Origin of the sequence: Clostridium cellulovorans 743B (assembly GCF_000145275.1) — a bacterium.
Taxonomy (GTDB): Bacteria; Bacillota; Clostridia; order Clostridiales; family Clostridiaceae; genus Clostridium_K; species Clostridium_K cellulovorans.
In genome coordinates, this window is sequence record NC_014393.1 from 4,641,294 (window position 1) to 4,661,285 (window position 19,992).

Here is a 19,992-nt window from a genome sequence, read left to right on the forward strand (position 1 = left end):
AAAATACTATAGATAAGGTTTGCAATTTGTCGATATTAACTCTATACTAAACTAAGTAACGCTCTAACAATTGATAACGGAGGTTTTCACATGACTTGCAAATTTTATTTACATAAAAACAAAGGCAAAAAAGCTATAAACGGTCATCCTTGGATATTCTCTTCTGATATAGCTGGCTACGACGGAGAATATACTAATGGCGATATCGTAGAAATATATACTAGCGAAGAAGCATTCATTGGAAAGGGTTATATCAATGATGTTTCTCAAATAGCTCTTAGAATTATGACAAGAGACATAAATGAAGAAATAAACAAAGAATTTTTTAGAAAACGCCTTAGAACAGCTTGGGATTATAGACAAAAAGTTGTTGATACTTCTTCCTGCAGATTTATCTTTGGAGAAGCAGATTTTCTTCCTGGCATGATTATTGATAAATTTGAAGATGTCTATGTAATCCAATCTCTAGCTCTTGGTATAGATAAGTATAAACAAATTATAACTGATATATTGGTAGAGGAATATAACGCTAGAGGCGTTTACGAAAGAAGTGATGCTTCCGTAAGACTTAAGGAAGGCATGGAACTTAAAAAAGGCTTTTTAACAGAACCTTTTGATACAATGGTTACCATCGTTGAAAATGGAGTAAAATTCCATGTAGATATAGAAAATGGTCAAAAGACAGGGTTCTTCCTTGATCAGAAGGAAAATAGACGTGCAATCCATAAGCTATGTAAAGATGCAGAAGTTCTAGATGTGTTCACTCATACTGGTTCCTTTGCATTAAATGCTGGAATCGCCGGAGCAAAACATGTTACTGGTCTTGATATTTCGGAGCATGCTGTAGACTTCTGCAGAAAAAATGCTGAACTAAACAATCTTCAAGATAAAGTAGAATTCGTCTGTGGTGATGCCTTTGAAGTAATGAAAAACTGGGCATATGAAGGTAAAAAATATGATGTAGTTATCGTAGACCCACCTGCTTTTACAAAAGCTAGGGACACTATAAAAAATGCTAAAAAAGGCTACAAAAAAATAAATTTCCGTGGTCTTAAAATGGTTAAAAACCAAGGTTATTTTGTTTCTGCATCTTGCTCACATTTTATGAGCCCAGAATTATTCCATGAAGCAATAGCAGAAGCTGCAAGAGATGCAGGGGTCATGCTTCGCCAAGTTGAGTTTAAAACTCAAGCTCCAGATCATCCAATTCTTTGGAATGATGAAGAGTCTTACTACTTAAAATTTTACATTTTCCAAGTGTTAACTAAAGAACAATAACTTATTTTCACTAAATTATAAAAGTTCCAATAAAGATTTCATATTAAATGCATTTATTGCTTACTGAAAGCAATGTAGATTTTTAATCTGATCTATATAATCATAAAAAGTATTCAATTACAGTAAAACTACTCCATTGAATACTTTTTTATGTTCAATATAATTCTATTATTTTTCTTTCCATATCAGATATGCAATTATAAAAAGCGTTGCTTCTTTAAAGTTTCTTATATCATAACCAGTTTCTCTTTTTATCTTATCTAATCTATAAATTAGAGTATTCCTATGAATATATAATCTTCTTGCTGCATCACTTATGTTTAATCCATAATTTATAAACTCTTCTATAGTAGTTAACATTTCTTCATCAAAAGAATTAAATTTGTCTTCGAGCTTTTCTTTAAGCTCATTTTTCAAATCATCCTTTATAAAATAAACCAACTTTTCTAGAAGCAATTTATTATAACTTAAAATATTTTGCTTAATTGAATATCTTGATTTTAGCATCAGACATTCTTTGCAATTTTCATAAGCTTTTTTTACTTCCTTAGCCTTATAAATTGTGTCACTATAACTTATACAGCTATCATAATAAATATCCGCTTCAATTGATTCAATTATACTGCTTGCATGCTCTTCTATATCTTCAAAAATCCCCATAAGCACAATATGATCTCCAAATATTATGCTTATAACATCCTGCTCCTTATATATTTCTTTAATAACCGTCAATGCATCATACTTATTTCCATCAACATCAATTATCATTACATTGCTACCTTTTTCAATAAAAGAAAAGTTTTTCGTAAGTAACTCATTAGATACTTCTCTGCCTTCTAAAATATCCATAAAGCCTTGTTCTTTTATAGAATAAAGTTCTCTATACTTACTTTCTATTATGTATTTTAAAACGCCTTGAGATCCTTCAAATCGTTTAGGTATTTGTACCTTTATGTTGCTTTCTCCTAAAACCACTGAAAAAGTAGTAATCTGTTCATTACTGTCATCAGAAATAGCTCCAAATATTACATTCTCTTCTTCGTCTATTAATCGAAGTTTTATATCAGTATTTGTAACTAGTTCTTGAAGAAAAATATTAAAGTTATTCATTTCATCACCTCACCATATGTATTTTTTACTTTAAATCTATTATATATAAGTAAAGCAATCATTAATATAAAGAAAACTCCACTTAAATACAATTCAAGTGGAGTATATTTTTACTGATTAATGTTATTATAGAACTGTTATTTCAGTTTCTTTATCGAATATATGTGCTTTTTCCATATCAAAGCAGATTGATATTTCATCGCCAACAGCAGCATTTGAAGTTCCATTAACTCTTGAAGTGAAGTTATTTCCGCTCTTAGTTAAGTATAGGTATGTTTCTGCACCCATAAGTTCAGTAACTTCAACTTTAGCTTTTATAGTTGATTCTGGATTTGCAGCAACTACTTCTGCCTTGTCGCTTAAGTTTTCTGGTCTGATACCGAAAATTACTTCTTTACCAACATAACCTTCTTTTTTAACAACAGCGGCTTGTTTGTCTGTTAAGTATAAAGCATCTTGACCAATTGTAACTTTAACTCTTGAACCTTCTTCTGAAAGTTTAGCTGACATAAAGTTCATTTGTGGTGAACCTATGAAACCTGCAACGAAAAGGTTAACTGGATTTTGGTATATTTCTTTTGGTGATGCAACTTGTTGTATGATACCGTCTTTCATAACAACGATTCTTGTTCCTAATGTCATAGCTTCTGTTTGGTCATGTGTAACGTAAATGAAAGTTGTAGCTAATTTTTTGTGTAATTTAGCTATTTCTGTTCTCATTTGAACTCTTAGTTTAGCATCAAGGTTAGAAAGAGGTTCGTCCATTAAGAATACTTTTGGTTCTCTAACGATAGCTCTTCCCATCGCAACTCTTTGTCTTTGTCCACCAGATAAAGCCTTTGGTTTTCTATCTAAAAGATGAGCTATATCAAGAATTTTAGCTGCTTCTTTAACTTTAGTATCTATTACATCTTTTGGTACTTTTCTTAATTTTAATCCGAATGCCATATTATCATATACAGTCATGTGAGGATATAATGCATAGTTTTGGAATACCATCGCGATATCTCTATCTTTAGGTGATACGTCATTACATACTTTATCTCCTATTAATAGTTCTCCCTTTGATATTTCTTCAAGGCCAGCGATCATTCTTAAAGTTGTTGATTTACCGCAACCTGATGGTCCTACGAAAACGATGAATTCTTTATCTGCTATATCTAAATTGAAATCTTTAACTGCTGTTACATTTCCTTCATATATCTTATAAATATGTTTAAGTTCTAACTTTGCCATTAATAATTCCTCCCTGTGATCATCAATTCGCTTTGATTTATCTTATAGATTAATTTTATACCACTGAAAACCTTTTATCCATAATGAAAATTCACAAAACTTTAATTCTATTTTGTAGAATAGCACAAACCTTGATACAACCCTTTGTCTTCCATGGTTTTATCAATATCGTTTAAAATTTCCCACTTTTTCAAACTCCATTTAGGTTCTATTAACAAATTCCTTGGTGCATCTCCTGTAAGTCTGTGAATTACCATATTGCTCGGAAGCATTGTAATTGCAGTAATTATGATATCTATATATTCTTCCTTGCTCAAAAATTCTAGTGTTCCCTCTTTGTATAATTTCACAAGAGGTGTATCTTTTAAAAGATGAAGTAAATGCAATTTAATTCCAGATATTTGTCTGGATGCTACATACCTTATTGTATTTAACATATCTTCCTTTGACTCACCTGGGAGTCCAAAAATTGTATGAACCACTACATTAATATTTCTATCATTAAGTTTTTTTAACGCTGTTTCAAAAGTTGATAAAGGATATCCTCTGTTTATTATGGTAGCTGTCTCTTCTTTTGTGGTTTGAAGTCCGAGTTCTACCCATATATAAGTTTTTTTACTAAGCTCCTCTAATAAATCTAATACCTGATCACTTAAACAATCTGGCCTTGTAGCAATTGCCAATGCTACTACATCTTCTTGTTCTAACGCTTCCTCATATTTACTACGAAGAACATCAATAGGTGCATAAGTATTTGTGTAAGCCTGAAAATAAGCTATGTACTTCCCATTCTTCCACTTTTTATTCATAATAGCTTTGATATCATCAAACTGCTTAGATATAGAAAATCTTCTATCTCCAGCAAAATCTCCAGATCCTCTTTCACTACAATAAATACAACCACCAGTATTTATTGACCCATCTCTATTAGGACAAGAAAAGCCCGCATCTAAAGATATCTTAAATATCTTTTCTCCGAACTTTTCTCTTAAAAAATAATTTAGGCTATGATACCTTTTACCATTCCATTCTTTACTCTTCAACACTAAACCCCTTTACCTTTATAATTTAATTGATTGCAGTTTTTAAATAATTATCAAATCATTTTATAAGTCTCAACAAAGTGGCCTTATATATAGATCTCTTTTAGATCTTGTTTATCTCAAGTGTTCTAAATTCAATTGAATATACTCCTAAAGCCTCTTCTTCATCTGAAGACAATACTGCACCTTCTTTTTTATTTACGATAAATTTCATGTTCTCTTTATCAGAACCTTTATATATTAAATTAAACTTTGAACGGTCGAAATTTTTATCGAAGGAAAACTTTAGTTCTTCTGCATTCTCAATATCATAGACCTTGAGCATATCTGAGAGTTCCTTTTTATATTGGACTATTAAATATAGATTATCTTCTGAATAAGTTAAAAAGTCAACCTTTCCATCCTTTATTAGACCCAAAACCTTTATTTCTTTTCCAACAGGTTTCTCCTTTTTTGAACCATCTTCCTGCCCCTTCTCTTCGCCTTTACTATCACCCTTTTCCTTAGCTGCTGTCATTAAAGTTTCATCGATATTTATAGATGCTACCATTGTGTTTATATCCTCAGTTGTAATAGCCATATGTTCGCCAGAAAAATCCATGTTAAGTCTAGCCAATTTATTATTTTCTAACTTTACCTTGCTCATAGATAAAGGGTTTTCCTTATCTAATATAAAACTAGGAATAGCACTTCTTCTTATGAGTAAAAAATCTTCTATATTATCTTCATTTCTGATTCTTACATCATCATCTACTACAAACACTTCCTTTTTTAGTTTCGATTCTATTTTATCTATAGAATAATTATCATCTTCATTTATCACGGTCATACTCAATTCTTCAAGACTGGTAAATGGCTTTGTCTTATCTGTTCTAGTTACCTTTAAAGTAACTTTTATACTTTTAGTCAATTCCTCCACTTTATCAACAGAATATCCGGATACCTCTAAATTCTCATCATGCTCTTTGCTTCTTATCATTTCCTTAAGCTTATCTGAAAAAAGTTTTTCACTTTCTCCATACTTTTTATCCCTTAAATTTTTAACATACTCTGTTGCTATATCTACAGCTTTTTCAGTATCAAATTCTTTAGCCCCAATATTAGCACTAGTTTTATATTCATTAACTGATATACCTGCGCAACTTACCAAACTGAATCCACAAAAAATTATTAGTAAAATACATATTCCTCTCTTCATAATAACAACACTCCTTAAAATTTACTCCTTTTAGTTTTTCTAAATTTAAGATCTATTATTCAGTTGGTTTTTATCATTATTTTCAAAATAATATATATAAATATATAAAAGGTATTTTTAGGAGGATAATCGTGAAGAATAACATAAAACTGATATTTCAAACAGCTATGGTTTTCGTAGGTACTATCGTAGGCGCTGGTTTAGCATCTGGACAAGAGATAGTTTATTTCTTTACTCGTTTCGGCAAATGGAGCTTTCTAAGTCTTCTACTTCCTCTTTTGCTATATGTTTTTATTGGTCGTATGGTAATAATCTTAGCAGTAAAATATAATCTTCGCTCTTATGATGAGTTAATGACAAAGGTTAGCCCAGGAATCTTGGGTAAGATTACTGGAATTTTTACTACCCTCCATCTTTTGAGCAGTAGTTCTATAATAGTAGCTGGAAGTGGTGCTTTAATACATCAATATTTCCATGTCTCTAAATATATTGGAACAGTTATCATGGTTTTTATAGCTATAATTGCGTTATTAAGAAACATTAAAGGCTTAGTGGAAATCAACTCATTTATTGTGCCATCATTAACTCTAGTAATAATTACAATTTTTATATTATACATACGTTTTTCATCTAACCTTACTGTAAATTTTTCTAACTTTCCGCAGTTCAGAGAACAAAATTTTTGGTTAGTATCTGCTATTCTATACGGTGGCTTTAATATAATGGGATGTTCCGGCGTACTTACTCCTTTAAGCAATGAAACTAAAAAAACAAAGCCTCTAATAGTTGGACTATTCTTAGGAGCTTTTCTCTTAACCTTGCTATCTCTAATAATAAATTTGATGTTGACCTTAAATGTGCCAAATATATTTAAATATGAAATTCCACTTTTATATGTTGCTCATAGATTTGGTTCCATCTTTCAGGTAACTCTACTTATAATAATATTTGCAGAGATGTTTTCTACAATTGTGTCTGATGTATTTAGCATATCTCGTACCCTTGGAACCTCATTCAAGTTAGGGTATAAGAAAGCTTTATTTTTAGTAATGCTCATAATAATTCCAATCTCTAGATTAGGTTTTGGAAATTTAATCGCCACCTTATATCCAATATTCGGAGTAGTTAGCTTAATTTTTCTATTCCAAATAACTAAATTTTATTATAAAGATAAGAGTCACTTTTCTAAGTAGCTTTAAGTATATAAGTTCCAATAATGTTTCTACCTTAAGTTCATATAGCGTTGGTAACCTTAATGTATATTTTTAATCAGAACATAATATTCAATGTTATTGTTTTGCATTAAGCAACTTGAATATTTGCAATTATTATTTTATTATTTTTAAAGAACCAAGTTGATTAAAAATTAGAGGTGCTTATGAAAATACTTGAAAATTGCACTATCTGCCCTAGGGCTTGTGCTGTAAATAGAATCAATGGTGAAAAAGGATTTTGCCTTGGAAAAGATACTGTTAAGGTAGCTAGAGTTTCCCTTCATCACTGGGAAGAACCATGTATTTCTGGTGATAAGGGTTCAGGAACTGTATTTTTCTCAAACTGTAATCTACGTTGTATTTTTTGTCAAAATCATCAGATAAGTCAAGACAATGTGGGAAAAGAAATTACTATCTCTAGATTAAGTGATATATTTATTGAACAACAAGAAAGAGGGGCTCACAATATAAATCTTGTAACTCCAACTCATTATGCTTTCCAAATAATTGAGGCTTTAGCTCTTGCAAAAGATAAAGGACTAAATATTCCAATAATTTACAACAGCAATGGCTATGAGGAAACTGATACTATAAAAGCCTTAAATGGTTATATTGACGTTTATCTTCCAGACTTGAAATATTATGATGATAAATACGCCTTAAAATACTCTAAGGCTCCAAATTATTTTGAGAAGGCTTCAAAAGCTATAGAAGAGATGTTTAATCAAGTAGGCGAGGCTCAGTTTGACGAAAATGGATTAATCAAAAAAGGTATAATAATTAGGCATATGCTTTTACCTACACTTATTTTTGATTCAAAAAAGATAATAGATTATATAATAGACACCTTTGATGATAAGGTTTATGTGAGCTTAATGAACCAATATACCCCTATGTATAATGCGAAAGACTATCCTGAAATAAATAAATCTGTAAAATCCAAAGTTTATGATGCTCTAATCGATTACGCCATAGATAAGGGACTTACTAAAGGTTTTATACAGGAATCGGGAACTTCAACTTCTGATTTCACTCCTGATTTTGATTTAAGAAATGTTTAGTTGAAATTTTTTTAAGCTCTCAGTCCAAATTGTACTGAGAGCTTTATTAGGTAGATGTCTATACTCTAAAAATATATTATTATTTCTTTTAGCAACTTATCTAAGTTTATTATAATATATAACTTCCATTGTTAAAGCTTCCTCCAAATCCTATAGATATATTAGAAAACCAATATATCCTATGAGGATTCTTTATCGAAGCTTATATATTAAAAATTCAAACTTTCCTAGATATAATCTGTTAAAAACTTAACTAATATTTCTACGCTTAACTATTCTAAAGGATACTTAATAATTGGAATATATCCATATTCCTCATCTATAGTAGGAGGTATAAATATCCCTTCTCTGAAAGCCCTTAGTCTATTAACATCATTCTCAGCGGTAGTTGCTAATGATACATAAAGTTTTGCTATAGAATACCAAGTTGCAAAATCAACTATTCCAGAACCTGATAAACTAAATAACTCTTGAAACTTCTTTACTGCTATTGCAGTTTTTATATCATAATGTCCATTGACATCTATCTTATCAATTACAGGATAATATTCTGAAATAAAATTCAAGTATGTTTGTACAGTCTTTACATATTCCCCTGATTCTCCAACTCCTAAGGGATAACCTGGATATTCTCGAGGAACCCCCTCAATTCTTCTGGTTCTAGCAAAGGAATGTTCTGTTCCAAAGAATACATTTAATATTTCTGTTGGATTTAATCCTTTATCAGCTAGAAATTTGCTCTGCCATTTTAGCAGGCACCCATTCTCTATATATTCTTCTCCACTACAATATTTAGCTAACACTGGAGTTCTTTTATTTCCTATGACAATATACGTATTAAATATTAAGTCTACAATTCGGTCTATATTTTTATAAGTATTTCTTCCTTTAACAAAAACTTGGTCATAACGAGAATCATTAGTTATGTGGAAATCCATTCCTTGAACTCCATACCACTCCGTATATATTCTATTTAGAACAAAGGATATTATGCAGTATACATTAACTCTGATAGCAGTTTCAGACCATGTAGCATAAATTTCGCAAGAACACACATTTTTTATATAATCGTTAAATTTGACTTTTAAATTTTCTGCATTTTTATCATCTGGAGTTCCTAAATGAACGATTACGTAGCTTGGAATCATCACTTCTCTATCATCAATAATACTAACTAAATCTGAAATAAAGTTTTGTTGATCATCAAACTTTTTCTTTGGTGGTATATTGATCAATTCCGAATCTGGAATAATTAACACTTCTTCCTCTTCATGCCCTTCACCCTTAGGTTTCAATTCTATAGCCTGCATTGCAGTAACCTTAGGTAATATTTGTGTACCAATTATCTTAATATCTGTATACCCTTCAGCAACTACCTTGATTACACAAGTAGAATAAGGTACATAGCTTGAATAACTCTCTGAATAAAAAATATCTGGCGTATCTAGTTCTATTATTTCTGTAAATCCAGATGAATCTGTATACAAATTAATTTCTTTATTCTGAAATTCTTCTGTAACAGACTGACTAACCAAAACCGTGGCGTTCTTCACAGGGATTTCAGTCTCCGCTTTCACTAACCTAACTTGCAATTTTCCCTTTGCCATTTAATTTAATCCTTCCACAATCGCTCTTTTTAAAATAAACATCTTCTTATCTGAGAAAATCCACTATACGGATATCTTTGTTATATGCACATATAATCTAGATATAGAATACCAAGTTGCAAAATCCACTATTCCAGTTTCACTTGCTTTAAATGTGTTTTGAAATTTCCTTACTGCTTCAGCAGTGGCTAAATCATAAATTCCATTTACCGTAACTTTAGGTATAAGAGGATATGCCTCAGAAATTTTATTTAAATGCCCTTGAATAATTCTCACATTACTCCCTTTATCTTCTATGGTCAAAGGACTTCCTGGGTATGGCTGAGTTATTCCTTCGAACTTATCTGTTCTTCCTAAAGACATACTATTCCCATAATACTTTTTTATGATTTCTATAGGATTTAACCCTTCATCTGCCAAAAACTTACAACCCCATTTTGATAGCCATGCATTTCTAATTACCTTTATTCCATCGGAATACTGAGTCAATATGGGCTGTTTTTGCCTATCAATTGTAATATAGGTATTAAACGTAAAATTAACAATTTCACTTATACTTTTGTAAGTTGTTCTTCCGTAAAAAAAAGCAGGATCATAAATAGGATCATTTGTTATATGAAAATCTTTCCCCTGTCTTTTATACCACTCCGTATAAATCCTATTTAATATAAATGATACTATGCAGTAAGAAAAAGCTCTAATGGCTGCTTCTGGCCATGTAGGATATATTTCTCCAGCACAAACAGTTTTAATGTAATCAATGAATCTTACATTAACATTTTTCGCATTATTATCATTAGGTGCTCCTAAATGAACTACTATAGAATAAGGAATCATTGGTGTTTGATAATCTACACCCCCACTAACAGGAACATTTAACTTCGTCGCAGATTCCGGAATCTTTTCAGGATAATTTCCAATCAATGTAGGCTCTGATATTAAAAGTTGGTCTTCAATTTGATTTTCGCTATTTTTAGGATTTAACCTAGCATGCTGTACTGCAAGAACCATTGGGAATATTTGCACCCCTCTTATTTGATAACTGTTATACCCTTCCGCAGTTACTTTTATATCACAAAGACTATACGGTCTTGTATTCAATGGACTTAATGACAACAATATATCTGGAGTCTCTAATTCAATAATTTCTGTATTTCCTAAGGAATCAGAAATCATTTTATATTCGATAATTTCCCCACCGCCAGCATTAGCACCACTTATAATAACCGTTGCGTTACTGATGGGTAATTCATTATTCCCTTTTACTACTCTTACCTGAAGTTCCCCTTTTGCCATAACTTTCCCTTTCGAAATAGATTGCTTCTTTTTTATTGCTCCGGGTAATCCATTGTTGGGATATACCCTTGAAATTCATCTATAATAGGTGGAATAAATATCCCATTTCTATAAATTCTCACGTTATCTACTATACTTTCATTTAGCTTTACTAATGAAACATATAATCTAGCTGCTGCATACCAAGTTGCAAAATCTACTATCCCAGATATATTTAAGTTAAATATTTTTTGAAATTCTTCAACAGTATTAGCAGTGTCCAAATCATAATTTCCACTTATCTTCACTTCGGGAATATCAGAGTAATATTTAGCTATTGTATTTAGGTATATTTGTACTGTTTTTACTAGTTCTCCTGCAACATTTAACAGCAAAGGATAACCTAAGTATTCTATAGGAACACCTTCTACCTTCGTAGCCCTTGATAAAAACTTATCCTCACCTAGGTAAGTTCTTATTATCTCTCCAGGGTTTAATCCTCGGTCCGCTAAGTACTTACTTTGCCATTTCAGTATGCAACTATTTTTAATATATTCTTCACCAATACAATACTTAGCTAATATAGGCCGTTTTTCTTTTGCTTTTATTATATAGGTACTAAAAGCCTCATTGACCAATTTATCTATATTTGTATAAGTATTTCGTCCTTTTGCAAAGGCTTGATCATAAATAGGATCATTAGTTATATCAAAATTCTTATTTTGTTTTCTATACCACTGTGTATATACTCTATTTACAACAAAAGATACTATGCAATATATATTTGTCTTAATTGCAACTTCAGACCAAGTGGCATAAACTTCACAAGAACATACATTTTTTATATAGTAATCAAATCTTACTTTTATATTTTCTGCCTCTTCATCATCTGGTGCTCCAAGATGAACTATTACCTCACTTGGAATTACTACTTCCTTATTTTCAGGTATATCAGATTTCTTTGAGATAATATGTTCTTGGTTTTGACCTTTTTCCTTTGTATTACCAAGTACCAACTGTGAATCAGGAATAATTATCAGTTCTTCTTCACTTTCCTTCCCTTCTAATTTAGGCTTCAATGCAATCATTTGCATGGCTGTAGCATCTGGAAGTATCTGTACTCCAACTACTTTAATCTCTTTAAATCCATCGGCTGTTACTTTAACATCACAAGTGCTATATGGTTTATAACTAGAATATCCTTGAGAATATGATATATTAGGAGCAAATAACTCAACAGCCTCTGTAAATCCAGATTTATCTGTTTTTAGAGTATATTCTTTATTTTCAGCTTCATCAAGGATAAACTGAGTAACTAGGATTTTAGCATCTATTACTGGAACTTCAGCTATATCCTTTACTAATCTAACCTGTAGCCATCCCTTAGCCATGTAGATTTCTCCTATGAAAATTACTTTTACAGTTCAAGCGTAAATATATTAACCAATATTTAAGAAGTTGGATAATACATTATGGGGATATATTCTTTATTTTTATCTATTACAGGTGGAATAAACTTCTTTTCTAGTGAGCATTCTATTTCTTGCTTTCCACGATCAAAAGCTTGTGATATCTGAACATATAATCTAGCTAAAGAATACCAAGTTCCAAAATCAACTATTCCTGTCTGCTTTAATTTGAAAAATCTTTGATATTGCTTTACAGCTTCAGCAGTTTCCAAATCATAATTTCCATTAACCGTAACCTTAGGAATAGGTGTAAATATTGATGAAATTCTATTTATATATTCTTGAATTACCCTCACAGTTTTTCCTGTACTACCAATAACTAAAGGATTGCCTGGATAAGCTTCTGGTATGCCTTCAATATTTGAAGTTCTTTGCAATGTAACATTATCTCCATAATATTTTCTTAGGATTTCCAATGGATTCGCTCCATTATCTACCATAAACTTACTTTGCCACATTGATAACCAGCCATCTCTAACTACCTTTATACCATCAGAATATTGAGTTAGCATTGGCTGAACTTGTCTTCCTTTTACTACATAGGTATTAAACATACTATTAATGCCCTCGCTGATATTTGCGGCAATAGTTGTCCCTAATAAAAACTCTTGATCGTAAACAGGATCATTTGTAATATCAAAACTTTTTCCTTTTCGCTTATACCATTCCGTATAAATTCTATTCAACACAAAAGATATTACACAATATCCAAAGGTTCTTATCATATTTTCTGGTCAAGTAGGATATATTCCAGCGGAACAAACACTTTTGATATAATCTATATACCTTACTTTAATGTTCTTTGCATTTTCATCATCTGGTGCACCTAAATGAACGATTAAATGATATGGAATAGATGGTCTCTGAAATTCTATACCTCCAATAGGCATAGGCATTAGCTTTAGTGCTTCCTCTGGCTTTTTTTCGGGATAACCCCTAAATAACGGATGTTCTGGTATTATAATTTGATTTTCACCTTGATTTTGCTCTCCCTTAGGGTTTAACCTAGCATATTGAATGCCTAAAACATTAGGGAATATTTGGACACCAATTATTCGAAATTCTTGATATCCTTCAGCAATTACCTCTATATCATAAGTGCTATATGGTCTTTCATTTGAAGGACTTTGAGATAATAAAATATCTGGTGCCTCAACTTCAACTACTTCTGTGTATCCCGAACCATCCGAAGTGGCTTTATATTGACTTTTATTTTGATTCTGAGTGCCAGTTTGTCTTATGGTAGCACTAGCATTAATTACAGGAAATTCAGTATTACCTCTTACTATCCTCAGTTGTATTAATCCTTTTGCCACTGGTCTTCACCTCCAAGCCACATTGCTTTCAAGCTATACAATCGGATAATTTATTGTTGGAACATATCCTTGAAAATCGTCTATAATTGGAGGTATAAATATCCCTTGTGATACTTCTGACCTTTCTTCCCTAAGTTCAGCTATTTTAGTTACCGCCACATATATTCTGGAAATAGCATACCACGTTGAATAGTCAACAACACCTGTGGGCTGTAGATTGAAAACTTCTTGAAATTTTCTAACCATCGCCGCTGTATTTACATCATAATTTCCACTTACAGCTACCTTAGGTAAAGCTGGGTAATTAGTGGCTATCCTATTTAAAAATGTTTGTACAGTTCTAACAGGTTGCCCTGTACTTCCTATTCCTAGAGTATATCCAGGATACGATTGAGGAATCCCTATAACTTTTTCAGCTCTTTGCAAGTTTACATCGCTTCCATAATACTCTCTTAGTATTTCTAAAGAATTTAGTCCTTTTTCTGCTAGATCTTTACTTCCCCATTGGTAAAGCCACCCTGGTCTTACAACCTTTACTCCATCACAAAATTGTGTGAGCAACGGTTGCTTTTGGCCAGGTCTTATAACATAGGTAGAAAAGAATAAATCTACCAACTTGCTAATGTTTTCAAATATATTTCTTCCTTTAAAAAACGCTTGGTCAAAGGCGGTACTATTAGTTATTTGAAAAGCTTTCCCTTGACCTCTATACCATTCTGTATATATTCTATTTAGTACAAATGAAAGAATAACAAATAAATTAGCTCTTAGTGCACTTTCAGGCCAAGTTGCATAAATTTCACTTGAGCATACATTTTTTATATAATCTATAAATCTGACAGTAATATTTTCTGCTTTATCATCATTTGGATGTCCCAAATGAACCACTATATACTGAGGAACTACTGGTTCCTGAAGTACTACACCACCTGTTGGCTTTGGCAAAGGTTTTATTGGATCTTCTGGAATTTTTTCTGGATAGTTGCCGTATAACACCGGTTCAGGTATAGATATTATTTCTCCAGTTTCCTGTCTTTTATCATTCACTGACTTCATCTGTATATCTTGAATTGCAAGAACATTTGGTAGTATTTGAGTTCCATTTATCATGATATCTTGATATCCTTCAGCAGTAACTTTAATATCACATGTACTATATGGCTTAAAAGTAGATGGGCTTTGGGAGTATGCTATATCTGGCGCTTCTAATTCTATGATTTGAGAAATTCCAGAAGAATCACTTACTAGTTGTTGTTCAACTTGTCGCGTACCATCTCTGCTTGTCTGTGTTACCGTAATCTTTGCATTTTCTATCGGTCTTTCTCTATCGCCTTTTTCAACTCTAATTTGAAGAGTACCCTTTGCCATAAAATAGTTCCTCCAATTAATCACTTACTTTATAAATATGAACATTAATAAAAAAAGTTCTTATTCATCAACAATCCCATCAATTCAGGTGGAATCCTGAAATATATATTTGTATTAGAAAAAAACATTATGTCATCATTGCATGTTTTTTTATCTGATACGGTGTTAGAAAAATTCATTCTTGCTTCTAATTTTGACTCTATATATGACCTTTTATCCATTTGAATTATTCTAAAAGTCTCATATAAACATAGAGTTCCATATCCCCACATAGTATTGGGATATATTATTCCTGGTCGACCTCTCTTAGCACCCTTTACTAAAAATGCCTTTAATCTTTCTCCATACATAAAAGGATCCTTGCCCTTTATAATTCCCCACTCCATCATTAATGCTGCTGCGCCAGCTACATGAGGTGCCGCCATAGATGTTCCATTTAGAGTATCATAAAATCCACCTGGTATTGCGGCTTCGATATTTTCTCCTGGTGCGACTATGTCTGGCTTAACAGTGGGTTCCTGAGAATTACCTCTTCCCGAAAAAGTAGAGAGAATATTTGTATCCGAATTATAACTTCCTACTCCTATGGCCCTTTGCACCGTAGCTGGAATACCTAGTGTTCCATATGGGTCTGGATTCAAAAATCTAGTTTCTGAACTTAATTGTTCTGTTACTGGCATCCAAATATCATACGGTCTACCTCCCGGATTATCACAAGTTATAATCATCCTCCACTGCCCTTGCAGAAGACTAGTTCCTTCTGATACTAAACTTATAACTATTTCACCATTAACGCTTAATGGTGTTGGTCCAGTTACGTATATATAAAATCTATCACTCATAAGCTGTCCTTGTGAATAACCAGGCCTTAGTGCTACTACTCCACTTGATACATTCTGTGGATTCAGAATCTCTATAGCTATATTATCCAAAATGTTCTTATATAGATTAATTACTAATTGGCTACCTTCACCTGATATATTGAAATTTATCTCTTCTCTCGCTGTTATAGTTCCACTTGCATGATGAGCTGCATCTCCTTCGTTCCCTGAAGCAATAGCCATCGACATTCTTTCAAGTCTACATATAGTATCGATGTACTGCTCTAAAAGACTGTTTCCATCATGAGCACCATCATTAGTAGAAAAACTTAAGTTTACAGATAAAGGTTTGCTCAATTCCTTACTTTTATCTATTAAAAATTTTAATCCTCTCATAAGTTGTGAACTTTTTCCGTAATTTACTTTCCCTACAGCTGTCATTTTCACCATGGCAATGCTACTCTCATAAGCAACCCCTCTATATCTTGGATTAATAATTCCACTTCCACAAGCTATACTGGCTACATGACTTCCATGACCGTTATCATCTATATGAGGGACTACAGAAAAAGGGTCTGGGCTCTTAATTGCTTGGTTTATTTGCTCTCTATTATAAATAACTCCACCTTTGCTTAGATCATATATATAATCAATTCTTGTATCCCCATTTTTCTCCCTAAACTCTTGATGCATATAGTCAATTCCAGAATCTAAAAAACCTACTAAAATCCCTTTGCCAGTAACCTCAAATTGAGTCCAGACTTGATTTATACAACTACTATTATTACTATTTACAAAGGATGAAAATAAAGTTTTTGGTAACTCAATATATTGTATTTCACTAATTCTAGCTAGCTCATTTAACCTGTTTGTGTCTATAGTTATTATGGCAAATCCAAAACCCAAATCCTCAAAGACTCCTCCAAGAGCTTGAACTTTTTCTCTAGCTACACTAATATCACTTCCTAGTAATGCAACTAGTTCTAACTTTCCTTGAAGTATCTCATCACTTTTTGTATATTCAATTATTTTCATCTTAACTTCTTCAGGTACGTTGGCTAATAAATTCAACTTTCCTCCAAATTTTTCCACAAGCACAACTCCTAGCAATTATTTATATTCAATATATGAATTTAACAAAGAAAATTTTCATAATTATAGACTCAAAATTTAAATCTACATAAGTTTCGTTATTGGTTGTAAGTTTAATGAAATACCATTATAAGAACTTATATAAAAAAAAAACAAAAGGGTACTAATAAAAGTAGCTCTGAACTACCTTTTTAGTACCCTTTTCAGTATAAGTTGTCCTATAAAATATCTTATGTAGAATTAAAATTATAATTTTAGTTCTATGTAATCTAATTGGCCTAAAAGTTTAACTTCTTTAACAATAGCAGTCTCAATATTTTGAGCTTTCATATTACTTATTAAAAGTATCTTTGTATTGTCAAGCTTTTTAACTTGTCTAACCATTCTTTCACCTTTGTATTCAACAAAATACAACTTATTATTTTGTATTTCATTTTCAACATGACAAAAGGCTAAATCACCTTTAGCAATTCTATATCCAAGCATTTCATCATCTTCGATTTGTAACATAAATACCTTATCTTGGGAATAACCATTAATTTTATTAGCCTTTATAGGAAATTCCTTTGTAGCTAATGGTTTGTTCATATTATAATCAAAAACAGGAATGCTTCTTAAAATAGATCCAAAAGCACTACTCCAAGCTGCATCTGGTGCTTCTTCTTTTTTTGCTTTTGGGCTACTAAAGTTAGGATATGATTTTTGAGGTCGTTTAGCCTCACTTGCTTTTTCTTCAGCCTCGTCATTATACATAGTCATATCATTTAGATTTTCACCTAAAGCCTTAGAAAGCTTATCTATGATCGCTTCTGGTATAACTTTTCTTCCTAATTCAATATCATTAATAAAATTTTCTGCTGCACCGATTTTCTTTGCTAATTGCTTTTGTGATAAGCCTTGCTTAATTCTAGTTTCTTTAAGTCTTTCTCCTACTCTACTCATTTTTCCCCTCTTCTTCATGTTCCTTCATAGCCGAGCCATTTTCTTGAAAGTACTTTCTCTCCTTTAACAACTCATCTAAAAGGTTTTTAAACTCCCACTTTACATTATGCTCTGTAATCATAGCAAATAAAGGAAGTCTTCCTTTAATCTTAGATCTAATTTGAAAAATTGCTTTATTCATTTCATTAGAATCTAATGCATTTAACAAAACCACTCTTTCATTGTTAGGAAGATTTTGCTCATCATTGGATTTAGCACCAAAAAGGATATCCCCTACCTTAAGGTTTCCCATATTAGCATCTATAACTGTGCACAACGGGAGTCTATTTTGGATTAGTGAAATTCTAATTTGATCCACTTCCTTACTATTAAACCCATAGAGTAGTATTTGTTTTTTTACCATCAGCGCCACTCCTTTCTATGAATAATAAGAACATCTTTATTACAACATTTTTCAATAAACCACTATAATAACCTGAGAATATAACTAGCTTAAATTCACTTGCTACACCTCTAAATCTAAGTTACATTTTTTCTGGTTCTGGATACTCTACTCCAAAAGTTTCAACAGTTACTTCTTCCATAACCTGTGGCTCTACTGGTTTATCATTACGTCCAGTTTCAGTATTTACTATTTTATGAGCAATCTCCATACCTTCAATAACTTTTCCGAAAGAAGCATACTCAGCATCTAAATGTGGTGAATTTGCAACCATAATGAAAAATTGGCTTCCAGCAGAATTTGGCATCATAGTTCTAGCCATAGAAAGAACACCTTCTGTATGTTTTAAATCGTTTTTGAATCCATTGTTTGTGAATTCACCTTTAATTGAGTATCCAGGACCGCCTACACCAGTTCCATTAGGATCTCCACCTTGAATCATAAAGCCAGGAATAACTCTATGGAAAATAACTCCGTTGTAAAATTCCTTCTTTATTAAGCTAATGAAATTATTAACTGTATTTGGAGCTACATCTGGGTACAACTCCGCTTTAATAATTCCACCATCTTTCATTTTTATAGTAACTACAGGGTTCTGCATAAAATTTCCTCCTTCAAAGATCAATACTAATTTTTATTATTCACCTAATTATACTATATTATTCTACTTCTGCACTCAATAACATATTGCAAAGTTCTAATATATCATTACTATTTAATGAATTAAATATTTCTATAGTTCCTTTACTATTACTGTCATTTAATTCATCTCTTCTCATCAGTATGTTTTTAAGCTGTTTAACAGTACCATAACTACCATCAATTATTTTAGCATCTCCTACTATCTTTTTTATCGCTTTTTTAGCAAAAGGATAATGGGTGCACCCAAGAACTACTGCAGAAATTTTATCATTTAAATACGGCTTAAACTTACTTAGAAGATAATTATCAAGTTCCTCCCCTTCTAATACACCTCTTTCAATAAGTTCTACAAGTTCTGGGCATGGAAGAAAAATTATCTCCCTGTCTGATCCATACATCTCTAAAAGATGGTTAAATTTTTCTTTTTTCAAAGTTACTGGTGTAGCCATCACAATTATTTTTCCATCTTCATTAAGTTCTACTGCTGGCTTCACTGCAGGTTCTATTCCTATAATAGGAACTTCTTTATATATTTCCCTTAAATCATTTATAGCTACACTTGTGGCCGTATTGCAAGCTATTACAATAGCCTTACATTGTTTCTTTATTAAAAACTCTACTGCACTAAAAGTAAGTTTCTTTATTTCCTCATCGGTTTTAATTCCATAAGGAGCATTTTTTGAATCTCCAAAGTGTATTAAATTTTCCTGTGGCAGTGCTTTTATAGCTTCCTTCATGACGCTAAGACCACCAACTCCAGAATCCATAAAGCCAATTGGTTTATATTTTTCTTGCATATAATCACCATCCAATGTAATAATATAACGTGGATATAGCTATATTATAACCCTATTCTATAATTTTGTCTTTTGACGAAT

Annotated in this window: 18 protein-coding genes; 3 read left to right on the forward strand and 15 right to left on the reverse strand. The window is 31.8% G+C overall.

Annotation, left to right across the window (positions count from 1 at the left end; genetic code table 11):
• Nucleotides 1–90 precede the first annotated feature (90 nt).
• On the forward strand, nt 91–1,278 hold the full coding sequence (locus CLOCEL_RS19300; protein ID WP_010073863.1) for a class I SAM-dependent rRNA methyltransferase: 1,188 nt from the start codon (nt 91–93) through the stop codon (nt 1,276–1,278).
• 168 nt (nt 1,279–1,446) lie between these two features.
• Here the strand turns inward: CLOCEL_RS19300 and CLOCEL_RS19305 are convergent, their stop codons facing one another.
• From CLOCEL_RS19305 to CLOCEL_RS19320, 4 genes are all read right to left on the reverse strand, one after another.
• Nucleotides 1,447–2,388, reverse strand: coding sequence for a PucR family transcriptional regulator (locus CLOCEL_RS19305; RefSeq protein ID WP_010073864.1), 942 nt, complete (start codon nt 2,386–2,388; stop codon nt 1,447–1,449).
• 126 nt (nt 2,389–2,514) lie between these two features.
• The gene (locus CLOCEL_RS19310) at nt 2,515–3,624 is read right to left on the reverse strand and encodes an ABC transporter ATP-binding protein (RefSeq protein WP_010073865.1); all 1,110 of its coding nucleotides are present in this window, start codon (nt 3,622–3,624) and stop codon (nt 2,515–2,517) included.
• Between the two features lie 107 nt (nt 3,625–3,731).
• Nucleotides 3,732–4,667: a tRNA modification radical SAM protein MnmL/YtqA gene (gene mnmL / locus CLOCEL_RS19315; protein ID WP_010073866.1), complete on the reverse strand. Its 936-nt coding sequence runs from the start codon at nt 4,665–4,667 to the stop codon at nt 3,732–3,734.
• Nucleotides 4,668–4,770: 103 nt separating this feature from the next.
• Nucleotides 4,771–5,865, reverse strand: coding sequence for a hypothetical protein (locus tag CLOCEL_RS19320; protein WP_010073867.1), 1,095 nt, complete (start codon nt 5,863–5,865; stop codon nt 4,771–4,773).
• 128 nt (nt 5,866–5,993) lie between these two features.
• On the opposite strand from CLOCEL_RS19320, the gene CLOCEL_RS19325 reads away from it, so the two are divergent.
• Both CLOCEL_RS19325 and CLOCEL_RS19330 read left to right on the forward strand, forming a co-directional pair.
• Nucleotides 5,994–7,058 (forward strand): YkvI family membrane protein, encoded by a 1,065-nt coding sequence (locus CLOCEL_RS19325; RefSeq protein WP_029169175.1) that lies wholly within the window; start codon nt 5,994–5,996, stop codon nt 7,056–7,058.
• Between the two features lie 185 nt (nt 7,059–7,243).
• Entirely contained in the window at nt 7,244–8,140 is an 897-nt protein-coding gene (locus CLOCEL_RS19330) for a radical SAM protein (RefSeq protein ID WP_013291948.1), read from the forward strand.
• Nucleotides 8,141–8,412: 272 nt separating this feature from the next.
• On the opposite strand, the gene CLOCEL_RS19335 is transcribed toward CLOCEL_RS19330, so the two are convergent.
• The 11 genes from CLOCEL_RS19335 to murI all read right to left on the reverse strand — a co-directional run bounded on the left by CLOCEL_RS19335 (nt 8,413) and on the right by murI (nt 19,911).
• Complete coding sequence (locus CLOCEL_RS19335) at nt 8,413–9,747, reverse strand: peptidoglycan-binding domain-containing protein (protein WP_010073871.1); 1,335 nt, start codon at nt 9,745–9,747, stop codon at nt 8,413–8,415.
• A 63-nt stretch (nt 9,748–9,810) separates the two neighbouring features.
• Nucleotides 9,811–11,043: a peptidoglycan-binding protein gene (locus CLOCEL_RS19340; RefSeq protein ID WP_010073872.1), complete on the reverse strand. Its 1,233-nt coding sequence runs from the start codon at nt 11,041–11,043 to the stop codon at nt 9,811–9,813.
• A gap of 32 nt (nt 11,044–11,075) precedes the next feature.
• Nucleotides 11,076–12,413 carry a peptidoglycan-binding domain-containing protein gene (locus tag CLOCEL_RS19345; RefSeq protein ID WP_010073873.1) on the reverse strand — a complete coding sequence of 446 codons (1,338 nt, stop codon included), beginning with the start codon at nt 12,411–12,413 and terminating at the stop codon, nt 11,076–11,078.
• A gap of 59 nt (nt 12,414–12,472) precedes the next feature.
• Entirely contained in the window at nt 12,473–13,216 is a 744-nt protein-coding gene (locus CLOCEL_RS23575) for a peptidoglycan-binding domain-containing protein (protein ID WP_242655181.1), read from the reverse strand.
• A 9-nt stretch (nt 13,217–13,225) separates the two neighbouring features.
• Nucleotides 13,226–13,807, reverse strand: a complete 582-nt coding sequence (locus tag CLOCEL_RS23580; RefSeq protein WP_242655182.1) for a hypothetical protein — start codon at nt 13,805–13,807, stop codon at nt 13,226–13,228.
• Nucleotides 13,808–13,840: 33 nt separating this feature from the next.
• On the reverse strand, nt 13,841–15,175 hold the full coding sequence (locus CLOCEL_RS19355; protein ID WP_010073874.1) for a peptidoglycan-binding protein: 1,335 nt from the start codon (nt 15,173–15,175) through the stop codon (nt 13,841–13,843).
• Nucleotides 15,176–15,219: 44 nt separating this feature from the next.
• Nucleotides 15,220–17,088, reverse strand: coding sequence for a S8 family peptidase (locus tag CLOCEL_RS23735; protein ID WP_010073875.1), 1,869 nt, complete (start codon nt 17,086–17,088; stop codon nt 15,220–15,222).
• A gap of 246 nt (nt 17,089–17,334) precedes the next feature.
• A complete protein-coding gene (locus tag CLOCEL_RS19365) occupies nt 17,335–18,030 on the reverse strand; it encodes a helix-turn-helix domain-containing protein (RefSeq protein WP_010073876.1) in 696 nt (231 codons plus the stop codon).
• Complete coding sequence (locus tag CLOCEL_RS19370; protein ID WP_010073877.1) at nt 18,023–18,433, reverse strand: DUF3783 domain-containing protein; 411 nt, start codon at nt 18,431–18,433, stop codon at nt 18,023–18,025. Before CLOCEL_RS19370 ends, CLOCEL_RS19365 begins: the two co-directional genes overlap by 8 nt.
• 121 nt (nt 18,434–18,554) lie before the next feature.
• Nucleotides 18,555–19,073 (reverse strand): peptidylprolyl isomerase, encoded by a 519-nt coding sequence (locus CLOCEL_RS19375; protein WP_010073878.1) that lies wholly within the window; start codon nt 19,071–19,073, stop codon nt 18,555–18,557.
• A 58-nt stretch (nt 19,074–19,131) separates the two neighbouring features.
• On the reverse strand, nt 19,132–19,911 hold the full coding sequence (murI, locus tag CLOCEL_RS19380; protein ID WP_010073879.1) for a glutamate racemase: 780 nt from the start codon (nt 19,909–19,911) through the stop codon (nt 19,132–19,134).
• Nucleotides 19,912–19,992 lie beyond the last annotated feature (81 nt).

Excerpts from the sequence above, each read along its gene's own strand:
- CLOCEL_RS19305 (WP_010073864.1), bottom strand. The coding sequence starts at position 2,388 with ATGAATAACTTTAATATTTTTCTTCAAGAACTAGTTACAAATACTGAT.
- CLOCEL_RS19320 (WP_010073867.1), bottom strand. The coding sequence starts at position 5,865 with ATGAAGAGAGGAATATGTATTTTACTAATAATTTTTTGTGGATTCAGT.
- CLOCEL_RS19345 (WP_010073873.1), bottom strand. The coding sequence starts at position 12,413 with ATGGCTAAGGGATGGCTACAGGTTAGATTAGTAAAGGATATAGCTGAA.
- murI (WP_010073879.1), bottom strand. The coding sequence starts at position 19,911 with ATGCAAGAAAAATATAAACCAATTGGCTTTATGGATTCTGGAGTTGGT.
- CLOCEL_RS19370 (WP_010073877.1), bottom strand. The coding sequence starts at position 18,433 with ATGGTAAAAAAACAAATACTACTCTATGGGTTTAATAGTAAGGAAGTG.
- CLOCEL_RS19300 (WP_010073863.1), top strand. The coding sequence starts at position 91 with ATGACTTGCAAATTTTATTTACATAAAAACAAAGGCAAAAAAGCTATA.
- CLOCEL_RS19310 (WP_010073865.1), bottom strand. The coding sequence starts at position 3,624 with ATGGCAAAGTTAGAACTTAAACATATTTATAAGATATATGAAGGAAAT.
- CLOCEL_RS19335 (WP_010073871.1), bottom strand. The coding sequence starts at position 9,747 with ATGGCAAAGGGAAAATTGCAAGTTAGGTTAGTGAAAGCGGAGACTGAA.
- CLOCEL_RS19330 (WP_013291948.1), top strand. The coding sequence starts at position 7,244 with ATGAAAATACTTGAAAATTGCACTATCTGCCCTAGGGCTTGTGCTGTA.
- CLOCEL_RS19340 (WP_010073872.1), bottom strand. The coding sequence starts at position 11,043 with ATGGCAAAAGGGGAACTTCAGGTAAGAGTAGTAAAAGGGAATAATGAA.
- CLOCEL_RS19365 (WP_010073876.1), bottom strand. The coding sequence starts at position 18,030 with ATGAGTAGAGTAGGAGAAAGACTTAAAGAAACTAGAATTAAGCAAGGC.
- CLOCEL_RS19375 (WP_010073878.1), bottom strand. The coding sequence starts at position 19,073 with ATGCAGAACCCTGTAGTTACTATAAAAATGAAAGATGGTGGAATTATT.
- CLOCEL_RS23575 (WP_242655181.1), bottom strand. The coding sequence starts at position 13,216 with ATGATAAGAACCTTTGGATATTGTGTAATATCTTTTGTGTTGAATAGA.
- CLOCEL_RS19355 (WP_010073874.1), bottom strand. The coding sequence starts at position 15,175 with ATGGCAAAGGGTACTCTTCAAATTAGAGTTGAAAAAGGCGATAGAGAA.